This window comes from Thiosocius teredinicola, assembly GCF_002009425.1.
Classification (GTDB): domain Bacteria; phylum Pseudomonadota; class Gammaproteobacteria; order Chromatiales; family Chromatiaceae; genus Thiosocius; species Thiosocius teredinicola.
The window spans coordinates 3,922,558-3,942,546 of sequence record NZ_CP019936.1; the positions used below are offsets into that span (position 1 = coordinate 3,922,558).

The window sequence follows — 19,989 nt, forward strand, 5'->3', positions numbered from 1 at the left end:
CAGCATTCAGCCCTAACAATCATCGGCTTTTAAGCCACAGCACGCGTTGCGTTTATCTACGCAATGTGCGTTGCCGTCGTGCGCACTGAATCTGCCAACAGCTACGTAAGCCCGATGCTGTTGTTGCTGGCACTGGCGATTGGCTGGGGAGTGCTGACCGACGACATGATGGCATCCTGGTTGATCGGCATACCCACCGTACTGGCAGCATATTGGGCCGCAAGACGTCTCGGCTCCGACGGACCGACCACTTTGGTGTGGTCCAGGCTACCGCGTTTTGCGTTCTTCTTTGCCTGGGAATCGATGCGTGGCGGTATCGACGTCGCACGTCGCGTGCTGCTGCCGCAACTACGCGTAGCGCCCGGCTTCACGCATTACCGTATTCGGCTGCAACAACCGGCCGCGCGCCTGTTGTTCGCCAATAGCGTCAGCCTGTTGCCGGGCACGCTTGCGGTCGACATGGTCGGCGACCGGTTGGACATACACGCGCTCGACACAAACCAGGGTTGTGACGACGAGTTGCGGCACCTGGAGTCGGCGGTTGCCCGCCTGTTCGACGAGGAGCAGCCGTGAGCGAGCTATTGCCGACCGTCACCCACGACATGCTGTTGCTCGGCTGCCTGCTGGTGCTGGTAGCGAGTGTGCTGCTCGGCCTGCTGCGCGCTATGCGCGGGCCGAGTGTCGAAGACCGCCTGATGTCGGTGCTGTTGCTGGGCACCGGCGGGGTTGCCACGATGCTGCTGCTTGGGCAATTGCTGGCAAACCGTGCGTTATATGACGTCGCCCTTGTGTTCGCCCTGCTTGCCGCAGTACTCGCCGCAGCAATGACACGCCGCGAGGTAAAACATGATTGATGCCGTCGCGATCGCGCTGATCATGCTGGGGCTCGTGTTCTTCATCGCCGGCAGCGTCGGCTTGCTGCGGCTGCCTGATCTGCATTCGCGTCTGCATGCACTCACCAAGGCCGACAACCTAGGTCTCGGCCTGCTCGTCGCCGGCGTGGCGCTGCTCGAACGCAGCGTGGTGGAGGCCTTGCAGTTGCTGTTGGTCTGGTTGCTGGTACTGGCGGCCAGTGCGGCATCGGCGCACCTGATCGCACAGCACGCGCGGCCACGCGGGGAAAGCGAATGAACACGCTGTGGCTACTGGTCGATCTAACCCTCGCCAGCCTGCTGCTCGGCCTCGCCGCGGCAGCAACGCTGACCCGCGACCTCAAACGCGGCGTGGTGCTGTTTATTGCCTTCGGCCTGCTGCTGGCCGTGGTATGGGCACGCCTGCGGGCGCCCGATCTGGCATTGGCCGAGGCCGCGATTGGTGCCGGCGTGGCCGGCGCGCTGCTGCTGGCGGCGCTGCGCAACGAGGTTGCCATCGAGCAGCCGCGACCGTCGCCGGTAGCTGTGCCGCCACGCGCGCTGGATATGCTGATCCTGGTATTGGGCGCGACCATGGCATGGGCGCTACTTGAATCCTTCCGCGCTGCCGACCCGGCACGTCTCGCATCCCAGGCCTATGCAGCTTTGGATACCAGCGGTGTCAGCAACCCGGTTACCGCTGTACTGCTCAACTACCGCGCCTACGATACCTTGCTCGAGCTGGCGGTGATCCTTGCCGCGGTGCTCGGCGTGTTGTCGCTGGCACCGGCACAAGCCGCATTCCGCCCCGCCGGCCCCGTGTTGTCCAGCCTGGTCCGCTGGCTGGTACCGCTGCTTATCGTTACCTCGGGCTACCTGTTGTGGGTCGGCGGGCATGCGCCCGGCGGCGCGTTTCAGGCCGGCGCCACACTCGCCGCAGCGGCAGTGTTGCTGCGCCTTGGCGGCATGTCGCGCGCCGGTCTGCCGGGCAACGCGATGTTGCGTGGCGTACTCGGCCTTGGCATTGCGGTGTTCTGCGCAGTCGGCCTGCTGGTCGTATTGGCCGGCCATAACGTGTTGCAGTATCCGCCGGCCTGGGCGGGTGGCTTGATCCTGCTCATCGAAACCGCGGCCACCTTGTCGATCGCCGCGGCGCTCGCCCTCGCCTATCTCGGCGGTCGCCCGCAAGGCTGGGACCAAACCACAGCGCAGATGCCTTCAACCTCGCGCGGGGATACAGCGTGATCTCGACCGAGCTCATCTTTGCATTGACCGGTGTCGGCCTGTTCGCCTTGGGGCTGCGCGGCACGCTGCTGCACACCACCTTGCTGGCGCGCATCCTGGCACTCAACGTCTGCGGCGCCGGCGTGTTCCTGATGTTCGTCGCGACCGCTTACCAGGGACGCAACGAACCGACCGACCCGGTGCCGCATGCCCTGGTATTGACCGGCATCGTCGTCGCGATCAGCGCAACCGCCCTGGCACTCGCGCTGGCGCGTCGCCTGCGAGAGAGCAACGACGATGAATGACGTGCTCTTGATCATGCCGGTAGCCCTGCCCCTGCTCGGCAGCATCATCGCGCTGGCCCTTCCGCGACGCGCCGAACACATCGGCCTGTTGGCCACGGCAGGCGGCGTGGTGGCGACCCTGGCGATCGGATGGCAGGTGCTGCATGGCGGGCAACTGCAGCTCGCGCTCGGCGGCTGGCAGCCGGGGCTCGGCATCGCGCTGCGCGCAGATGCGCTGTCGACCCTGCTGCTGATCATGAGCGCCTTGGTGATGTTGGCCGCCAGTCTGTATGCAACTTCATACTTCGCCGAACCGCAGATCAAGACGCACTTCTGGCCGCTGTGGTTGCTGATGGGTGCGGCTGTCCAGGCGCTGTTGCTGTCCGGCGATGTATTCAACCTGTACGTCACCCTCGAACTGCTCGGCTTGAGCGCCGTGGCGCTGGCATCGCTCGGCGGCAAGCGTGCAGCGGTCGAGGCCGCATTGCGTTACCTCACGGTCGGCCTGCTCGGCTCGATGTCTTATCTGGCCGGCGTTGCATTGCTGTACGCCGCCTATGGAACACTCGATATTCCGACACTGGCGACGCGTCTCGACCAGCAGCCGGCCGCCTGGGTTGCTCTGTCTTTGATGACGGCCGGCGTGCTGGTCAAGGCCGCCCTGTTCCCGTTGCACTTCTGGCTGCCGGCAGCGCACGCCAATGCGCCGGCACCGGTTAGCGCGGCGTTGTCTGCGCTGGTGGTCAAGGTCGCGGTATACCTGATCGTACGCCTGTGGCTTGACCTGTTCGCGCCGGTACTCACACCGGCGCACGCCGGCGTGCTTGGCGTACTCGGTGCCATTGCCGTGGTTTGGGGTTCTTGGCTAGCGCTGCGTGCGACCCGTCTGAAACTGATGGCCGCGTATTCAACGGTCGCCCAACTCGGTTACCTGTTCGTTTTCCTCCCGCTGCTTTTGGCGACGCCGGCTGGGCTACAACGCGACATCGTGTTCGGCGCGCTGGTCGTGCTCGCGCTGACCCACGGCTTCGCCAAGAGCGCGTTTTTCCTCGCCGCCGGTATCATCCAGCAACGCGCCGGACACGACAGGATCACCGACCTGGGCGGTACCGCACGCGCCCTGCCGGTGACCACCTTCGTGTTGGCGCTGGCCGGTGTCGCGTTGATCGGCCTGCCGCCGAGCGGCACGTTTCTGGCCAAGTGGCAGTTGCTGGCGGCCGCGGTGAGCAGCGGCCAATGGCTCTGGATTCCGGTGGTCGGCGTCGGCAGTCTGCTCGCGGCCGCCTATGTGTTTCGCGTACTCGGCCATGCCTTCGGACCCGGCGAGCGCCTCGGTCCGACCTTGCGATGGGGACGCCAGGAAGTACCGGCCCTGCTGCTCGCGCTGGTCTCCACGCTGGGATTGGGATTGGCCGGCAACGGCGTGTGGACCTTCCTCGGTCGTACCGGGCCAATGGTCTGGGGTGCGACATGAACGCATCCAACAGTCTGTTGCTGCTGATCCTTGCCAGTTCATTGTTGCCCGGCCTGGTGATCTTTCTGCTGCATGAACAAAGCCATCGACTGCGTACCGCGTTGAACCTGTTCGGCGCCGTGCTCAAACTGGTGCTGGTCACGGTGCTGATCTGGGGCGTGTTCCACGAGCGGGTTTTCGAGACGCGCTGGACGCTGATGCCCGGGCTCGATCTGGTGCTGCACGCCGATGCCCTGTCGGTGTTGTTCGTCTCGCTATCGACGCTGCTGTGGCTGGTGACGACCATCTACGCGATCGGCTACCTGGAGGACTCACCGCACCGCAGCCGTTTCTTCGGCTTTTTCAGCCTGTGTGTGACGGCAACGGTCGGCCTTGCCCTGGCCGGCAACCTGTTCACCTTCGTGATCTTCTACGAACTGCTGACACTCGCGACCTATCCGCTGGTCGCCCACAAGGGCACGCCGCAGGCGGTGCGCGGTGCACGCATCTATCTTGCGTACACACTGGGTGGCGGCGTGTTGTTGCTGATCGGTGCGGTATGGCTGCGCACGTTGGCCGGCCCGCTGGAGTTCGTGCAGGGCGGCATCCTTTCCGAGTTGCCACAGCTCGACCCGTGGGCGCTGCGCAGCATCTTCATCCTGCTGATCATCGGCCTCGGCGTCAAAGCCGCACTGGTACCACTGCATGGCTGGCTGCCGCAGGCGATGGTGGCGCCGGCACCGGTGAGCGCCTTGCTGCATGCTGTCGCCGTCGTCAAGGCTGGCGCCTTCGGCATCGTACGCGTGGTATACGACGTGTTCGGCATCGAGTTCACCGCATCGCTCGGTCTGCTGCCGCTGCTCGGTGGGCTGGCGGCGATCACGATCGTGTACGGCTCAATGAAGGCACTGACCCAGGATCATCTGAAGAAGCGCCTCGCCTACTCGACGGTCAGCCAGGTGTCATACATCGCGCTCGGCGCCGCTATCCTCGGACCGCTGGCAACCATCGGCGGCGTCGTCCACCTGGTTCACCAGGGCATCATGAAGATCACGCTATTCTTTGCCGCCGGTAACTACGCCGAGACACTCGGTATTCACCGGGTCAGCCAGATGAACGGCGTAGGCAAACGCATGCCGGGCACCACGCTGGCCTTCACGATCGGCGCCCTCGGCATGATCGGCATACCGCCGGTGGCCGGCTTCGTCAGCAAGTGGTATCTCGGCCAGGGTGCGGTCGAGGCCGGTGTCGCGGCCTGGGTGCTGCCGGTACTGATCGCCAGCAGCCTGCTCAACGCCGCCTATTTTCTACCGATCCTATACCGCGCCTGGTTCCGACCGGCGCCGGCGGCATGGCCTGAAGAACACCCGCATAAGGGTCGTTGGGAGATGCCGGCGGCCCTGCTGTGGCCACCGCTGGTAACTGCCGGTTTGGCGCTGGCTGCCGGTCTGTTCGCCGCCGCGCCATACAGCCCGCTCACCTGGGCCGAGTTGATCGCTGCGCGGGAGTATCGTTGATGGACGCTGCCTGGTTGATCGCGATTGCAGGCTGGCCGTGGCTGGCGGCGGTATTGAGCACGATACGGCCGAACCACTGGTGGCTGCCGCTGGGCACCCTGCCGGCGTTGGCGGCACCATTGGTGGTCGAGACCGGCAGCACCCTGCACCTCGATTGGCTGTTGCTAGGCACCTATCTCGGCTATGACGCGACCACGTCGCTACTGCTGCCGTTCAGTGCGTTTATCTGGTTCACCGCCGGCGTGTACGCCGCCACGACAAAGTTCGCCGCGCGTTCTTACCGTCAGTTCGGTGTGTGCTTCCTGGTTGCCATGGCAGGCAACTTCCTGCTGCTGCTCGCCGCCGACATGGTGAGCTTCTACCTCGGCTTCGCGGTCATGGGTATTGCCGCCTACGGCATGTTGATCGCACCACGCAGCCAACGTGCTCGGCATGCAGGTCGCGTCTATCTCGTGTTTACCCTGGTTGGCGAACTGGCGCTGTTCGCGGCGCTGGTCATCGTCGCCACGAGCCTGGGCTCGACCCTGTTCGCCGACCTGCATGGACATGCGCTGCCTGCAACCGCGGTCGGCCTGTTGTTGCTGGGCTTTGGCATCAAGCTCGGCCTACCCGGCCTTCACCTGTGGCTGCCGGGTGCCTATCGGTTCGCGCCGGTGGTCGCCGTCGCGGTGCTCAGCGGTCCGATGATGAAGGCGGGCCTGCTCGGCTGGCTGCGCTTTCTACCACCGGGTTCGGTCGACCCGGCTTGGGGCGACGCGTTGTTGATCATCGGCAGCGTCGGCGTCGTCTTCGGCAGCCTGCTCGGGCTTGCGCAACGCGAACCGCGCGCACTGCTCGCCTATTCCAGCATCGCCAAGATGGGACTGATGACGGCCTTGTTCGGCGCGGCGCTGGCCGGGCTGGTACCGGCTACCGCGTTGCTCACCGCCATCGTGTTGTTTGCCGTGCACCACCTGCTGGTCAAACCGGCGTTGTTCCTCGGTGTGGATCTGCGCCGGCACGGGCGCGCGCCGCCCTGGGTCGTGCTTGGCGGCACCGGCCTGTTGGCCCTGGCGTTGCTCGGTGCACCGCTGAGCGGTGGCGCAGCGGCCAAGCAAGCGCTGACAGCCGCCGCTCTGAACAACCAACTCGGCGTGTTGCTCATCGGTGCGGCATTGGGCACTGCCCTGTTGATGCTGCGCCTGATGTGGCTGCTGCATACACAGCCCACCGCGCACGACCAGCGCAGCACGGCCGCACCTGCCGCCTGGCTGACCCTGGTCGCCATGGCCCTGTGGGCGCCTTGGCTGCCGTGGCAGATCACACCAAAACTGTCGGAGATGCTGCCCCTGCTGGCCGCGCTGGTGATTGCGGTGTTGGCCGCCGGCATCGTCCGCAGCCTCAATCTGGCTTCGCCGTACATCGCACCGGGCGACATGTTGCCGGGTGCGGTGCGTACCGCACAGTTGTTCGTTACCCGACTACGCACCCTGCTTCGACCGGTCGCGTTCCCCGAATTTTCGCTACCGGCGCCACGTGCCACGCCGGCCAACGAGGGCAACAGCCTGTTCGTCGCCGGTCTGCGCTGGCTCGCCGTGTTCGTGGTCTTGTTGATCGCCGGCGCAGCATCCGGGTGATTCCAAAGGAGGACATCATGCATCGCTTCAAGAACATCGTGTTTTTCGCCGCGGGTGAAACACAACCCTCGCCCGCATTGCGGCGCGCAGTCGCCCTGGCCGAGAGCAACGACGCACGCCTGACCATCATCGACGTATTGCCGTCGATCGAAACCCCTGCACAGGTGCGCGAGCATCTGGACGTCGAACTCGACGAAGTGTTGCGCGACCGCCGCCAAGCCGCCCTCGACCAACTGGCCGAACCGTTCCGGCGCGACGACACGCTGCTGTATACCGAGGTACTGACCGGCAACCCCTTCGTCGAAGCCATACGCGCGGTCATACGTCGTGATTACGACCTGTTGATCAAGACCGCGCAGGGCGATCTGGACGTCGGCGACCACCTGTTCGGCAGTATCGACATGCACCTGTTGCGCAAGTGTCCCTGCCCGGTATGGATAGACCATCCGCAAGCTGCATCACCCTACCGCCATGTGCTCGCCGCAGTCGATCCGCGGGCACAGGCCTGTGACGGCTGCGCCAAACAGGTGATGGACCTGGCGCACAGCCTGGCGGTACGCGAATCGGCCGAGCTGGCGATCGTGCATGCCTGGCGTCTCGACGGTGAGTCGATCTTGAGGAACGGGCGCTTCCGACTGCCGCAGGTTGAACTCGACAACCTGTTGGAAACCACGCAACAGCAGCACGACGACGCGCTGACCGGGTTGTTGCAGCATTATCAGCTCGCGTCCGGCGATCCTTGCATCCATCTGGTGAAAGGCGCGGCTGCACCGGCCATATTGGATGTCGCAACACAGATCGATGCGGACGTGATCGTCATGGGCACGGTCGGGCGCACGGGTATCCCCGGACTTTTCATAGGAAACACCGCCGAGGAGGTGCTACAAAAGACTCATGCGTCGGTGCTTGCAGTGAAACCGGCAGGATTCGTATCGCCGGTCGAGTGACCGACCGACGATTGGGCGATAAACAACAAGAACACCAGGCAATATGCAGAACTTCAAACTCAACCTGAAACACCTGCGCTATTTCTGGACGGTAGCCAGCCACGGCACCATCGCACGCGCCGCCGAGGCCCTGTACGTCACGCCACAGACGATCAGCGGTCAACTACACGAACTCGAACAACAACTCGGCGCCAAGCTGTTCTCGCGTGACGGTCGTCAGTTGGTGCTGACCGACACCGGCCGGCTGGTGTTCTCGTATACCGACGAGATGTTTCGCCTCGGTCTTGAACTGCAAGATACGCTGGATGGTAACACCGCAGGCGCTTCGATCACGGTACGCGTCGGCGTAGCGATGGTGGTGCCGAAGCTGCTCGCCTATCGCGTGTTGGAGCCTGTTTTGCAGATGGCTGAACCGGTAACGCTGATCTGCCAGGAGGCACCGCTGGTCGATCTGCTTGCCGATCTGTCAGTGCACAAGCTCGATGCCGTGTTGGCCGATGTGCCGGTCAGTCCGACGCTCAACATCCGCGCTTACAATCACTCGCTGGGCGATTCCGGTATCAGTTTCTTCGGCACGCCCGAGAAAGCCGCGGCGTTGCGCGAAGGTTTTCCGCAAAGCCTCGATAACGAGCGCATGTTGATGCCGACCGGCGGTAGCAGTCTGCGCCGCAATCTGGAGTCCTGGTTCGAACACCAGGGTATCAAACCGATGGTGGTTGCCGAGTTCGACGATCGCGCGCTGATGAAGGCGTTCGGTGAACGCGGCACCGGCATCTTTACCTCGCCCACCGCGGTCGATCAGGATGTAATGGATAAGTACGGCGTCGACGTCATCGGTCGAACGACCGAGATCAAAGAACAGTTTTTCATTATTTCGCCGGAACGCCGCATCAAGAATCCAGCGGTCACCGTGGTGACCGAAGCAGCGCGCAAACAATTGTTCGTGACCTGAGCCGGATCAGCTTGAGACTCACGCGAAATACTCGACGCAAGTCACGTATGCTCTGGCATCACGCAATGCATTGCACTTGCACTCACCCATTCAGTCTCGCCCGCGAGTGTCATTGACGGCACTTCTTGTCCAACGACGCATCACGAAGCGACAAGCTATGTGGGTTGGCAAAAGCCGAACTGCGCGTCTTCGACATATCCCGCGGTTTATCCGGGTTTACCGCCGCACAAGCCGGATCGACAAACCTTGATCGAAGCGGCAGGTGTGGCCCAAGGACAACGTCTGGCCGCTATCGATGACTAAGTACACGCAGCGTACGGCTTATCGATCAGCGCGTACTCCTGCCTTGGCAAACCCCTGCCATAGGCCGCAGCGGGCGTAACGGCCAACGGTGTAGCATGGCACCAATCCACACCCAGGTAAGCGGCGCTGGTCTTCAGAAACCCCCATGCAGTCGGGTTACCCTCATCGACCGCAACTTTCTCGTTTCTCGATATGCTCTCGTCGTTTTTCACCTGTGCGTTCCCCATAGCGCGGAAGGTTAATCCAGGAATGCAATGCGCTGCGCTCCCTACGTAGTTGCATCAAATGCTAGCAACAAGGCGGGAGATCGAAGTTCGGGATTCAGCAGGCAACGCTTCGAATTTTTCGAAGCATGCTGTTGTCAGGCAGGTTCACAATCGTCGAGATGACGCGCGACGACGCAATTTCGACCGTCGCACTTGGCTTGGTAGAGCAAAGCATCAACCGCGCCGATGAAGGCATGTAGATCATCGTTCTTGTTGGGGCTAATCGATGCGACCCCTACGCTAACCGTCAGTCTTCCCTCGATAGGACTGTGCTGATTGGGAATCTTCAAGTCGCAGATCCTTGCGACGGCGTTCGAGATCATTGTTTTCGACTCGTGCAGGTGCGTACCGCCGAATACCAAGGCAAATTCCTCACCGCCGTAGCGTGCACACAGGTCTGTCGGGCGTTTCGCCAGACCACCCAGTACTCCGCCAACAGCACGCAGACTATCGTCGCCGACCTGATGACCGTAGGTATCGTTGATCAGCTTGAAGTGATCGATATCGAGGAGCGCCAACGACAATGGCATGGCAAATCGGGAACAGCGCTTCCATTCTGTTTGCACGAAATCGTCGAAACAACGCCGATTGGACACACCGGTCAATCCATCCACACGGGACAGGCGCAATGCCTCCTGCTCGGCACGTTTTCTTTCCGTAATATCATGGTGCGAAATGACGAACCGGTTCTCGTCCGATGCAACAATGCGCATCATGTACCAAAACTCTGCCGTCGCCGTATGGCATGGGTATTCGTAGTAGAAAGAATCGAGTTCACCGCTGATCGTGCGGCGTATGCCTGCCGCGACCTCGGCACCATGCGGGTCACCGTCTGCTGCAGCGCGGTCACAGACCTCGATGTAGTTCTGTTTCGCCCAATCGGTAGGTGAGCCTTCGCCGTACGCTCTGTCGTAGTCCGACCATGCCTTGTTGGCAAAAACGATATTGCCTTGCTTATCGATTACGACGAGACGTTCGGCAATCGCATCAAGTACCTGTTTGTAGAATTTTTCAGAAACCACGCCATCATCAGCCTATGGTGGGATTCAATTATTGTTGTTGCAGCCGTTATGGTTTGTTCCTACCAAAAAAAGCACATCAGCGACGACACGTCCAGAATAATGGCGCGATATCCGCTGACTCGCGTTTTCTTTTGACAATTTTTTGAGTTTTGCCGCAACGCATGCCATCGGAAACTATCTAGCTATACGGAAACGCGCTGCATGTCGGCACACCAAACGAAACGCAATGGCTGGCTGGTTGAATCGAGCGATCAATAATCCGACTTCGACAGCATTGCCAGCGTCAACTGCAACTGCCCGATGTCTTCGATCCGCATACCGGCCAGTGCCTCCATGCGTGGAATATCGGTGGCAGCGTCGGTGAAGATCTCGATGATGTCCGACCAGGGCAGACGTAACAAAGCGATCACGTCGCCTTGCTTTTCCTGCACCTCGGTCGTGCCCTGGGTCGTCCACAGGTCGGCCAGTAGTCCCGACGCCATCACGCCGGCTGCAAAGTCGGCCCCTTCATCGCTGACGGCCTTCCACCAAGCGAGATTGTTCGACAGGCGTATGGCACGCACCATCTCCGGCGGAAATCCCCAACGTTCGAGCAACCAGCCGCCCACGGCGGCGTGGTCATCGTGAATCGCGTGGCGTTCGTGTTGAATTGCGCGTTTGTGGGTAAAGCTCGAATAGTCGAGCGTGTGATAGATCGGCAGTGTCGTCTGCGCCAGCGCCAGGATACCGATATCCTGCACCAGCGCAGCGAGGCCGAGTTGCTCGATCTGGTCGGGCCACAGACGCTTGGCGATGGCGCGCGCGCAAACGCCCGCGATCAACGAGCGTCGCCAATAGGGGCGATAGCAGAAGGCGGGTTGCCCGGTGCGGGCGAGCTCCGGCACCAGGGAGGCAGACAGCGCCAGGGTGCGCGCGGGCTCAAATCCCAGATAGGTGACTGCCTGAGAAACCGTTTCAGCCTGTGCCGCACGTGCGCTCGAAGCGGCGTTCGCGCGCCGAACCAAGGCCACGCAGATCGCCGGATCGGAGGCGACGATATCGACGAGATCACGTACATCAGCAGTCGCTGAACGCGCCAATGCCACCAATTGAATGGCAACAGCCGGCAGGGTCGGCAGCTTCGCCGCCAACAATTGTTCCTCGATATCCTTGCTCAGCCGTGGATCCACAGCGCTCCGTCCTTATTGCTCTACGACCTTGGGACAACCAAAACCGGCAGGCCACGCGAAGCCGGACAATCACGCCCTCGTGGATCGACTGCCCTTGCGGCTATACAACGACAAGCGGGGAATCAGTCGCGGAACTTCGCGGTTCCGTTTTGGCCTTGGTCGGATTCTGGACAAGCTGAACTGATAGCACAACCGTTGTCGATACAACACGCTTATCGCACACACCGTATTCGGCGACAGGCACACACGGGGAAATTTACAGGAACTAACGGCCTACGCTGTTTGCAGCAGGGCAGCCTGACGGATGCTTGGGTTGGTCAGGTAATCGGTAGTCTCAGACGCCCCGATCCGGCCGACTCGCGGCTGCTGGCGGCATAGCGGGTTATTTACCCGGTTTGCCCGGGTTGTTGCCGGGCGAACCACTATCGCCCGCGGGTGTTCCATCGGCGGTGACATCCTTGATCGCTCTTCGGCGTTCATATCCCATACCGAACCACGTCCAGGATTCGTCCGACGATTCCCCTTCATTGTCTTCCGGATCGCCCCAAACGTCGCCATTCGGCGACGCCTGGGGTTCTGTCTGACCGGCAGGTTCGGCGACGACGGCAGCAGGCAGGCCGAGCAGACCGACACAAACCATCGCAATCAACAAACCGAAATACCTCACCTGCCCCTCCGACGTTACATGCAGATGGTGGGATTATCGGCGACCACCACCGCCTGAACCGCGTCCGGCCGATCCACCACCGAAACCGCCCCGGCCGCTGCTATTTGCAGAGCCGCCGCGGGATGCCCCGCCAAAACCATCGCCGCTATGCAGCCGGTTTTGGTAGCGATTACGCTCCTGTTTACGCAGACGCTGCTGTTGCCCACCGCCGCCATAATACTCCGACGGCAGTTGCCTGTCGGTCTGGTAGCGGTATCGTGACTCTTCTTGCGTTCGCACAACACTTTGTGTCGCCGAAGACTCTATTCTAGGAGATGAAGAAGTCTCCGCGATGGTCAAGGTTGGAAAAACGACTACCGCTGCGATCAGCGAGAGAAGGGTAAAACGCATGCTGGACGAATTGGTCATATCACCACCGTGATGTTGAGTTGTTCAACGCAAGCATGGCCGAAACCTGTTTCCCCCCTGTTTCCCGCTGACCTTGAAATTGTTTCGATGTGTTTCTCCGGCAGATGGAGCGATTTCGACGAACATGGACAACACCGCAAAAAACATCCTTATTGTCGACGACGACGACAAACTGCGTGACCTGGTGATCCGCTACCTCGGCGGCGAAGGCTTTAGCGTTGCCGGCGCCGGCGATGGAGAGCAGATGGACACCTACCTCGCCGATCATGACGTCGACCTGGTCGTGCTCGACCTGATGCTGCCCGGGGAAGATGGATTGTCGATCGCCCGGCGGCTGCGCGGTTCGGTCAATATACCGATCGTTATATTGTCTGCGCGCGGCGATGAAGTCGATCGCATCGTCGGCCTGGAAGTTGGCGCCGACGACTACCTGGCGAAACCGTTCAATCCACGCGAGCTGCTGGCGCGCATTCGCGCCGTGCTGCGTCGCAGCGATATGCACGCCGCCAACCAGGAAACACTGCACGAAAGCCACCTTTACCGATTCGGTGGCTTCACGTTCGATCTGCTGGCACACAGCCTGATCCGCGAGGACACGGTGATCGAACTGACGCCGGGCGACTCGGCACTTCTGGAAGCGATGGTCACCAAGCCCAACCGGGTGCTCAGCCGCGATTCGCTGATCGAGAACCTCAAAGGCTACGAGCGTTCACCCTTCGATCGCAGCATCGACGTCCGCGTGACGCGTCTGCGCAAGAAGATCGAACCCAACCCGGAGCATCCGCAGTTCATCCGTACCGTGTGGGGCAAGGGCTACATGTTCACGCCGCAGGGTAACCCGGCGCCGCAGTGAAGATTTCGCCATTGCCCTCCACCCTGCTCGGCCGGACCGCGATGGCCCTGGCCGTCGCGTTCTTGTTGTTCGCGATCGTGGCCGTATCGCTGCTTCACTATTCACTGATCAAACCGCATACCAAGCAGGCCGCCGACGATCTTGCATCATTCCTGGTATTGGTCGCACAGATCTGGGTGGAACTCCCACCCGACACCCGCGCCGACTACGAGAAAGAGCTGCTCGAACGTCACTCGATCAAGGTGATCGCCAGTGAAGCACCGCATCCGACGGATTCCGATCCGAGTCCGTATCTCGAGTACCTGACATCCGCGTTGAGCAGACACATCGGCGAACCGGTGTTGATTCATGCCCACCCCAATCACCCCGAGTGGCTGTGGGCCGACTTTCCGATGGGTGGGCGTGTCATGCGATTGGGCTTCAAGGCGGACCGTGTGCGCAACAGCCTGCATGTGATTTTGCCGCTCCTGGCAACCATTGCGCTGTTCATCGCCTTCGTGGTGTCGGTGGTTCTCGTTGGCCGCATCACCCGCCCCCTGGCAAAAATGGCAGAGGCAACGCATCGCATCGGTGAAGGCGACTTCACCGTCAGCCTGCCCGAGTCCGGTCCGCGAGAGATCGCCAACCTGGCGCAACGACTCAACCAGATGGAATCGCAGATCAGGCAGTTGGTCGAGAATCGCACGACGCTGCTTGCCGGCATCTCGCATGATCTGCGAACCCCTTTGGCGCGTATGCAGGTGGAACTGGAACTGTTGCACACGGCCGACGACCAGGCCCTGGTCGACGGCCTGCGTCAGGACATCGACGAGATGGAACACCTGATCGCGCAGACCCTGCTACTGGCGCGTGGCAGCGGCGGAGAAGATCCGGTCGCAACCGACGTTGTCGCTCTGCTCAACGACGTCGCAGGCGGATACAGTCTGCGCGGGGGATCGATCACGCTCGACAGCTCGGCTGTCACCTCGTGCGTCATCACGCTGCGTGCGAACGCGCTGCGACGCGTCATCGGCAACCTGATCGAAAACGCGATCGCCTATGGGGAAGGCAAGCCGGTAGCGATTGTCTGCACACAAGCGGGCGGCAACCTGCAGGTGCAGATACTCGATCAGGGGCCTGGGATTCCGGCAAGTGAGCGCGATGCCATCTTTCAACCGTTTCATCGCGTCGAAGGTTCACGCAACCGCCGCACCGGAGGCAGCGGCCTGGGGCTCGCGATCGTTCAACAGTTATGCGACTCGAACGGTTGGCGGGTAACGCATCGCAACCGCGCGCAAGGCGGCAGTGAGTTCACTGTCCACCTTGCACGGTGAAAACAACACCGTTCGTCACGGACTCGACCTCATTCGTGCTCGAAGATGACCTCGACCACGGTACGACTCGGACCGCCCCGGCCCTTGCCGCTGAGCGCACGACCACCACGATCAGCCCGACCTTTGCCTTTAGCGCCCCCGGACTCGTGCCCACCGGATGCATGGTCGCCGTCGTCATGGCTATCCGTGTCGTGATCATGGCTGTCTGAGTCATGGCCCGTGTGATCGCTACTGGTGTAATCGTGACTCGAGCCACCCCCGGCGTGTCCGCCTTTGCCGCCGGCGGCATAGGCCACCGACGGCATATTCAAACCGGCAACGATTGGCGGCTGTGCCGGCCAAGTGCCGAATACGCACACCACCACGGCGGCAGAGACCCACAGCAGCGAACGCTTCTTGATTCGCAGCATCTCTTCGCTCCTCTTCGATCTGGCCGCCACGCCGCCTTCTACTGACAGCGTGGCGACCGCCTGGCTAGGACTCACCTGTTACTCAGGCGGTTCGTAATCGTGTACGAACTCAAGTACCTGAACCGCATCGTCTGCGGCTTGCGTGAACAGGTAGATGCCGCTCAGCGCATCCTCATATTGAACGGACTGCTCGTCGGTGTAAGCCATTACCTCCGGCTGAGACACCGTGTTCCAGATGTCGCCGGCGTACTGATCGATCAGGCTCAGCACGTCGCCCGTTGCAGTGAAGTAGGTGCCATCACCTTCCGGGTCGACCAACACCGAAACGATCTCACCATCGAACGCAGCCGCCTTGTCGTAGGTGTAAGACTCCATCAACGAAGCCAGCTCGTCGTCGACACCCAGGAAGCTGCTGATCAGCATAATCTCATCGGCCGTCAGCTCACCGGTCTTGTCGGAACTGGCCGCGATAGCGGACGCAGCGAGATCAAGCCGAACTGCGGGGTCGACATAGATCGTGTAGACCGAGTCGGCTCCGTCTTTCGACGCGGTCACGCTCAGTTCAAGCAAGGTACGATCGTCGACGGTGACTTCCTTCGCGGTCAGCAATGCTTCGTAGATCGCCAGGTTCTCCAGCGGCGAGTCGATGGATGCATCGCCGATAACGAACCTGCCGGAGGCATCAGTGACGGCAGCAAGGTTGCTGGCGTCGATGACGACCAGACCGTCTTCATTGGCCGGCAGGGTCACCAGTTTGCTCAATGCCTCGGTCAGCGCGTGCTCAAGCACGCTGGCCGGCGAACGTGCGATGTTCATGCGACCGAACTCGACCGGTACTGCCAGATCGAGATAGGCAGAAGGCACTTCGCCGTCGACGGTTTTCACGACAGTGCCGTCCGACAACAGGATGTAGTACTCATCACCTGCCATAACCGGGTTACCGTCGGCGTCACGCAGGACCACGAACAGGTCACCGTAGTCGCCGCCTTTCTTGCGATCGCCACCGGCGTTACCGCCGCCCGGCTTGCCGTCTCGGCCCGGCGTTCCGGCCCACTCCGGCCGGTCTGAGTCTTCTTCACCTTCGTCGGAATCCGACAACACGTCACGCATGGATTTGCCACCACGGTAACCCTGGCCACCGGCACCCCGGTCACCTTGGCCACCGCCTTTTTGGCCCATCGCGCCGTGTTTTCCGCCGCCATGACCGCCATCATCTTGCGCATAGGCAGTCGATACGAACAACGACACACCGCTCGATAAATCAACGGATTGATCGATCGACACGATGCCACCGATTGCGACAGCCATGGCCGCAGCCAACGCTGTCTTGTTGAATAAACGCCTTGTGTTTTTCATGGCCGCTACTCCCTTAATTGCAACTCCCTTCAGTCGTGTTTTGACCAAGCGTCACCTCCCGGCGCCTGCAAGCGGAGGTTTCTCAACGTCCTCCTCTCACGTTCAGTGTATGGCGCGGATGACTACCGAATCGGTTCAGCATGTTGCATGTATTGCGCTCGGTGAAACGCTCGAAACAATTGGTTACATATCCGTTTATTGATGAAACCGTCGCGAAATCCTCGTGAAACTCCCGATCGGTATCCTGGCCTTTCAAACGCCAATCAATTCATTCCCAAACCAATCAAAGTCAGCTATCGACCGGGAGCGCATCCGATGACCTTACGAATCGGCCTACCATTCACATTGATCGCTTCGCTGTGCGCTTCAACGGGCGCACTCGCCGACCACAACAGTGTTTGGGGCGAAGGCTGGGCCAACATGCCCAGCGACATCCACAACACACGTCTCGACACGATGGATGACAATGACGACTTCGTCGAATTCGTACGTATGGGAAGTGATGCGCGGTCTGTCAATCGCTTCGCGATCGACAGCGATGCGCGTGTCAGCGAGACACCGACGAATGGGTCATTGCAACGCGGGCAGCGTTGACACCACCGACAGCCCGACCGGATGGAAACAGGCGCAGCACGGCGCCTGTATTCGTTTCAGCACCTAGCGCATGAGCTTGGCGCCCGCCGGGTGATTACTGCCGTGCACCTGGTTATGACAGTTCGAGCAGGCTTCGCCCAACACAAACCGCGATATGCCGCGCGAGCCCGGCGCCGGGTCCGGTCCCTGGTCGGCTTGACCCGGTTCGCGGAAACTCAAGGCAAGGCGTGAATGCCGGGCATGCGGCCCCAAGGGATTGTTGGCCAGCGCGGTCGGCTCGTGACACGACTGGCACAGATGTGGTTCACGCCGGCTGAGCATACCTTGATGGATCGACCCGTGCGCATCGTGACACAACAGGCAATCTTCACTGGCGGGCTGATGCTCCCACAAAAACGGGCCGCGCTTCTCGGCATGGCATTCATAACACACCTCGTTCACCGAGAATGCCTTCAGGCCGGCATCTCCCGGGCCGCCGTGAGCGCCATGACAATCGGTACACGCCATCTCGCCCTCGCGTAACGGATGGCCATAGGGTTTATGACTCTTGGCACGCATCTCCGCGTGGCAGTCGAAGCACACCTGCTGCTGCGACGACCGCTCGACGACATCATCGGGCGAGTGTATGCGGTGACATCCCACACATCCGACCTCTTCGAGATCGTGACCGCTCCCGGGCCAATGAATCATCTCACTGGTCTTGTGGCACCCCAGGCACACCGCATTCTGTTCAGCAACAGACAGGGTCGTGACCTTGCCAAAGGTCTGCGCCCCGTCCTGCCCACCCTGTTTGCCGGCCGACAGCACATGTTCTTCCAGCTCACCATGACAGGTCGAGCACTCGTGTACGCTGGCTGGCGTTCGCGGATCACCCGACATCCAATGCGGCGTATTGCGGATCGCGTCGTACTGCGCGCGGTGACACCCGAGGCAGACCTCCAGCCGGATTCGCTGTTGTTGTTTCTCGCTCATCCCTTCGGCGCTTTGCGCCAGCGAGGGCTGAACCCACAGGCACGCCGCAATCAACACCCACCAAGCAGACCTGGTCACTTGCCTTCACCTCTCGCCAACAGTTTCATGACTTGCCTCCGAGATCACCGGTCCAACGGGAAACGCGCCTGTCCTGGTACGTATAGCGGGTCTGCATCATAGCCGAGCTCTTTCCAAGGCAGACGCTTCTGCGTCGGACCGTGGCAATCCCTGCAACCCAAGGCGTTGTCGGCAGGCGCCACCATGTGATTGATGCGGATATACATCAGGCTGTCGATAAAGCCATATTGCCCGCTGTAGTCCAAACCGCGTGCCTGCATACCGAGCCGCGATGCGGTATCCCAATCCAGTGTGTAGACAAACCCGTCATCACCAACGAGATGCGGGTTTATGAGGTAGCGATGTACCTTATCGAAGATCTGTCTGCCTCGGTTGAGCTTGAAAGGATAGATTTTCGCCTCCGGATCCGACCTGTCGCCGACCGGCCAATTCAACACCAATTCGTCGCCTTGGGGGATATCTTCACCCCAACGATGCACGCCGGTTTTGCCATTGAACCAGCGATAGGCCGGAACAATATTTCTTTCCCATCTGAAACGCCCTTTGACCGGCACATACAGGGGCTTGCCGTCATCCCGCACCTCGGATTCAGGTTTGGTGCCGGCTGCGGACCAGTCCCAGTATGTCTTGGTCGCCTCGCCCTTGGCGAAGATCGGTATATGGCATGTCTGGCATGCCACGCTCAACGCATGCTGATCCAGCAAGGCATGCTTGTGCAGCGGTTTGCCCTGGTGGCAGTCGGTGCACGCCACCGCGTTGGTACCACCGGGCGAGACCGCCATGCTGCGACCGGGGATCTCATGCCGTTCGGTCTTATGGCATTGCTGGCAGCGAAAGTTGAGGCCGTCAGACGCCATGTGCACATCGATGGCTGCATCAGCGTCGATCAGGAGTTTCTCGAGATCGCCGTGTTTCACCGCATGCGCACCTCCACCGTAGAAGTGGCAGGCGCCGCAGTTGGCCCGACCCGGCGATCCGACATTGCGCGCGACGAATTCAAAGTCGGTCGCCGGGTCGGCCATCCCGCCATCGCCGCCGATGCGTTTGTAGGTGCCGGTCGTATCATGGCAGACGAGGCAATCGATACGCGACGGGTCGTCGAAGTCGAACGCGTCGTCTTTCCATCCGTAGCCGATATGGCATTCAGTGCATTTACTGAGATTGGATGCCACGCCATAACAGAAATTGTTGATTGCGTGACGCTTGCCGGCCGCGATGCTGCCCCGCCCGTAAACCTCCTGATTGACCGACCAGGTCCAGTGAGACGTCTGCATCACGTCGTGCGCAGCCTGCTCATGACAATCCAGACAGGTATCCGTCACATCCGGACCATCGGCAAAAGGACCTTCTATCTGCGCATGCTCTTCGATGATGGGTCGCGGTTGTTGTGCCGCGCCCTGCTCATCACCTGAAGCAAAACCGCTCAACGCCATCACAAGGCCCAGCAAGGCCAGTTCGTGGGTAGATGACTTTCGGCTATGCATGTCGCCCTCGGCGTCATGTCGTTATGTACTTCTATTAAAACCATATGCCTGATGCACGCACTTCACAACGCCAAAAAAAACGGCTGAAACAATTGGAAACATTTGAGCGTTGGCTGCGTACGGGGCGCTATTTCCTACTGAAACAAATTGCCAACTGTTTTGACGTTGAACAAATATTGTTCGACTGGGAGGTTCACAATCGGAGTAGACGGTAGTACGCGAGCTTGCAATGAAAGAACAATAAGAACAA

21 protein-coding genes are annotated in these 19,989 nt (G+C 61.0%); 13 read left to right on the forward strand and 8 right to left on the reverse strand.

Going from position 1 to position 19,989, the window contains the following annotated elements:
• Nucleotides 1-78: 78 nt before the first annotated feature.
• Genes B1781_RS18575 through nhaR form a run of 10 tightly spaced genes read left to right on the forward strand, consistent with a single transcriptional unit; the run spans nt 79 to nt 8,844 of the window.
• A complete protein-coding gene (locus B1781_RS18575; protein WP_334223785.1) occupies nt 79-573 on the forward strand; it encodes a Na+/H+ antiporter subunit E in 495 nt (164 codons plus the stop codon).
• Complete coding sequence (locus B1781_RS18580; protein ID WP_334223786.1) at nt 570-854, forward strand: monovalent cation/H+ antiporter complex subunit F; 285 nt, start codon at nt 570-572, stop codon at nt 852-854. Before B1781_RS18575 ends, B1781_RS18580 begins: the two co-directional genes overlap by 4 nt.
• Nucleotides 847-1,131: a cation:proton antiporter gene (locus tag B1781_RS18585; protein WP_078121087.1), complete on the forward strand. Its 285-nt coding sequence runs from the start codon at nt 847-849 to the stop codon at nt 1,129-1,131. Before B1781_RS18580 ends, B1781_RS18585 begins: the two co-directional genes overlap by 8 nt.
• On the forward strand, nt 1,128-2,096 hold the full coding sequence (locus B1781_RS18590) for a hydrogenase subunit MbhD domain-containing protein (RefSeq protein WP_078121088.1): 969 nt from the start codon (nt 1,128-1,130) through the stop codon (nt 2,094-2,096). Before B1781_RS18585 ends, B1781_RS18590 begins: the two co-directional genes overlap by 4 nt.
• Nucleotides 2,096-2,380: an NADH-quinone oxidoreductase subunit K gene (locus B1781_RS18595; RefSeq protein WP_078122133.1), complete on the forward strand. Its 285-nt coding sequence runs from the start codon at nt 2,096-2,098 to the stop codon at nt 2,378-2,380. Before B1781_RS18590 ends, B1781_RS18595 begins: the two co-directional genes overlap by 1 nt.
• On the forward strand, nt 2,373-3,833 hold the full coding sequence (locus B1781_RS18600) for a complex I subunit 5 family protein (RefSeq protein ID WP_078121089.1): 1,461 nt from the start codon (nt 2,373-2,375) through the stop codon (nt 3,831-3,833). Before B1781_RS18595 ends, B1781_RS18600 begins: the two co-directional genes overlap by 8 nt.
• Complete coding sequence (locus B1781_RS18605) at nt 3,830-5,329, forward strand: complex I subunit 5 family protein (protein ID WP_078121090.1); 1,500 nt, start codon at nt 3,830-3,832, stop codon at nt 5,327-5,329. The genes B1781_RS18600 and B1781_RS18605 overlap by 4 nt, the downstream gene beginning before the upstream one ends.
• Entirely contained in the window at nt 5,329-6,945 is a 1,617-nt protein-coding gene (locus B1781_RS18610; RefSeq protein ID WP_078121091.1) for a complex I subunit 5 family protein, read from the forward strand. Before B1781_RS18605 ends, B1781_RS18610 begins: the two co-directional genes overlap by 1 nt.
• Before the next feature lie 17 nt (nt 6,946-6,962).
• A complete protein-coding gene (locus B1781_RS18615) occupies nt 6,963-7,892 on the forward strand; it encodes a universal stress protein (RefSeq protein WP_125932167.1) in 930 nt (309 codons plus the stop codon).
• Between the two features lie 43 nt (nt 7,893-7,935).
• Entirely contained in the window at nt 7,936-8,844 is a 909-nt protein-coding gene (nhaR, locus tag B1781_RS18620) for a transcriptional activator NhaR (protein ID WP_078121093.1), read from the forward strand.
• Between the two features lie 664 nt (nt 8,845-9,508).
• On the opposite strand, the gene B1781_RS18630 is transcribed toward nhaR, so the two are convergent.
• The 4 genes from B1781_RS18630 to B1781_RS23020 all read right to left on the reverse strand — a co-directional run bounded on the left by B1781_RS18630 (nt 9,509) and on the right by B1781_RS23020 (nt 12,679).
• Nucleotides 9,509-10,435, reverse strand: coding sequence for a sensor domain-containing diguanylate cyclase (locus B1781_RS18630; RefSeq protein WP_078121095.1), 927 nt, complete (start codon nt 10,433-10,435; stop codon nt 9,509-9,511).
• A 251-nt stretch (nt 10,436-10,686) separates the two neighbouring features.
• Nucleotides 10,687-11,604, reverse strand: coding sequence for an HDOD domain-containing protein (locus B1781_RS18635; RefSeq protein ID WP_078121096.1), 918 nt, complete (start codon nt 11,602-11,604; stop codon nt 10,687-10,689).
• Between the two features lie 382 nt (nt 11,605-11,986).
• Complete coding sequence (locus tag B1781_RS18640; RefSeq protein WP_125932168.1) at nt 11,987-12,271, reverse strand: hypothetical protein; 285 nt, start codon at nt 12,269-12,271, stop codon at nt 11,987-11,989.
• A 33-nt stretch (nt 12,272-12,304) separates the two neighbouring features.
• Nucleotides 12,305-12,679, reverse strand: coding sequence for a hypothetical protein (locus B1781_RS23020; RefSeq protein ID WP_125932169.1), 375 nt, complete (start codon nt 12,677-12,679; stop codon nt 12,305-12,307).
• A gap of 124 nt (nt 12,680-12,803) precedes the next feature.
• Here B1781_RS23020 and B1781_RS18650 point away from each other — a divergent pair, with 124 nt between their 5' ends.
• Nucleotides 12,804-13,532, forward strand: coding sequence for a response regulator (locus B1781_RS18650; protein WP_078121099.1), 729 nt, complete (start codon nt 12,804-12,806; stop codon nt 13,530-13,532).
• On the forward strand, nt 13,529-14,845 hold the full coding sequence (locus tag B1781_RS18655) for an ATP-binding protein (RefSeq protein ID WP_125932170.1): 1,317 nt from the start codon (nt 13,529-13,531) through the stop codon (nt 14,843-14,845). The genes B1781_RS18650 and B1781_RS18655 overlap by 4 nt, the downstream gene beginning before the upstream one ends.
• A gap of 29 nt (nt 14,846-14,874) precedes the next feature.
• On the opposite strand, the gene B1781_RS18660 is transcribed toward B1781_RS18655, so the two are convergent.
• Nucleotides 14,875-15,330, reverse strand: a complete 456-nt coding sequence (locus B1781_RS18660; RefSeq protein WP_125932171.1) for a hypothetical protein — start codon at nt 15,328-15,330, stop codon at nt 14,875-14,877.
• A gap of 3 nt (nt 15,331-15,333) precedes the next feature.
• Nucleotides 15,334-16,611, reverse strand: coding sequence for a hypothetical protein (locus tag B1781_RS18665; RefSeq protein ID WP_125932172.1), 1,278 nt, complete (start codon nt 16,609-16,611; stop codon nt 15,334-15,336).
• Nucleotides 16,612-16,926: 315 nt separating this feature from the next.
• On the opposite strand from B1781_RS18665, the gene B1781_RS18670 reads away from it, so the two are divergent.
• Nucleotides 16,927-17,205 (forward strand): hypothetical protein, encoded by a 279-nt coding sequence (locus tag B1781_RS18670; RefSeq protein ID WP_078121103.1) that lies wholly within the window; start codon nt 16,927-16,929, stop codon nt 17,203-17,205.
• A 63-nt stretch (nt 17,206-17,268) separates the two neighbouring features.
• On the opposite strand, the gene B1781_RS18675 is transcribed toward B1781_RS18670, so the two are convergent.
• Together B1781_RS18675 and B1781_RS18680 are read right to left on the reverse strand one after the other, a co-directional pair.
• Entirely contained in the window at nt 17,269-18,255 is a 987-nt protein-coding gene (locus B1781_RS18675; RefSeq protein ID WP_125932173.1) for a DmsE family decaheme c-type cytochrome, read from the reverse strand.
• A gap of 44 nt (nt 18,256-18,299) precedes the next feature.
• Nucleotides 18,300-19,739 carry a tetrathionate reductase family octaheme c-type cytochrome gene (locus B1781_RS18680; RefSeq protein ID WP_078121105.1) on the reverse strand — a complete coding sequence of 480 codons (1,440 nt, stop codon included), beginning with the start codon at nt 19,737-19,739 and terminating at the stop codon, nt 18,300-18,302.
• Between the last annotated feature and the right edge of the window lie 250 nt (nt 19,740-19,989).

Bases quoted from the DNA above. Each gene is read 5' to 3' on its own strand.
- B1781_RS18585 (WP_078121087.1), top strand. From the start codon at position 847: ATGATTGATGCCGTCGCGATCGCGCTGATCATGCTGGGGCTCGTGTTC.
- B1781_RS18590 (WP_078121088.1), top strand. From the start codon at position 1,128: ATGAACACGCTGTGGCTACTGGTCGATCTAACCCTCGCCAGCCTGCTG.
- B1781_RS18600 (WP_078121089.1), top strand. From the start codon at position 2,373: ATGAATGACGTGCTCTTGATCATGCCGGTAGCCCTGCCCCTGCTCGGC.
- B1781_RS18605 (WP_078121090.1), top strand. From the start codon at position 3,830: ATGAACGCATCCAACAGTCTGTTGCTGCTGATCCTTGCCAGTTCATTG.
- B1781_RS18610 (WP_078121091.1), top strand. From the start codon at position 5,329: ATGGACGCTGCCTGGTTGATCGCGATTGCAGGCTGGCCGTGGCTGGCG.
- B1781_RS18615 (WP_125932167.1), top strand. From the start codon at position 6,963: ATGCATCGCTTCAAGAACATCGTGTTTTTCGCCGCGGGTGAAACACAA.
- nhaR (WP_078121093.1), top strand. From the start codon at position 7,936: ATGCAGAACTTCAAACTCAACCTGAAACACCTGCGCTATTTCTGGACG.
- B1781_RS23020 (WP_125932169.1), bottom strand. From the start codon at position 12,679: ATGACCAATTCGTCCAGCATGCGTTTTACCCTTCTCTCGCTGATCGCA.
- B1781_RS18650 (WP_078121099.1), top strand. From the start codon at position 12,804: ATGGACAACACCGCAAAAAACATCCTTATTGTCGACGACGACGACAAA.
- B1781_RS18665 (WP_125932172.1), bottom strand. From the start codon at position 16,611: ATGAAAAACACAAGGCGTTTATTCAACAAGACAGCGTTGGCTGCGGCC.
- B1781_RS18670 (WP_078121103.1), top strand. From the start codon at position 16,927: ATGACCTTACGAATCGGCCTACCATTCACATTGATCGCTTCGCTGTGC.
- B1781_RS18680 (WP_078121105.1), bottom strand. From the start codon at position 19,739: ATGCATAGCCGAAAGTCATCTACCCACGAACTGGCCTTGCTGGGCCTT.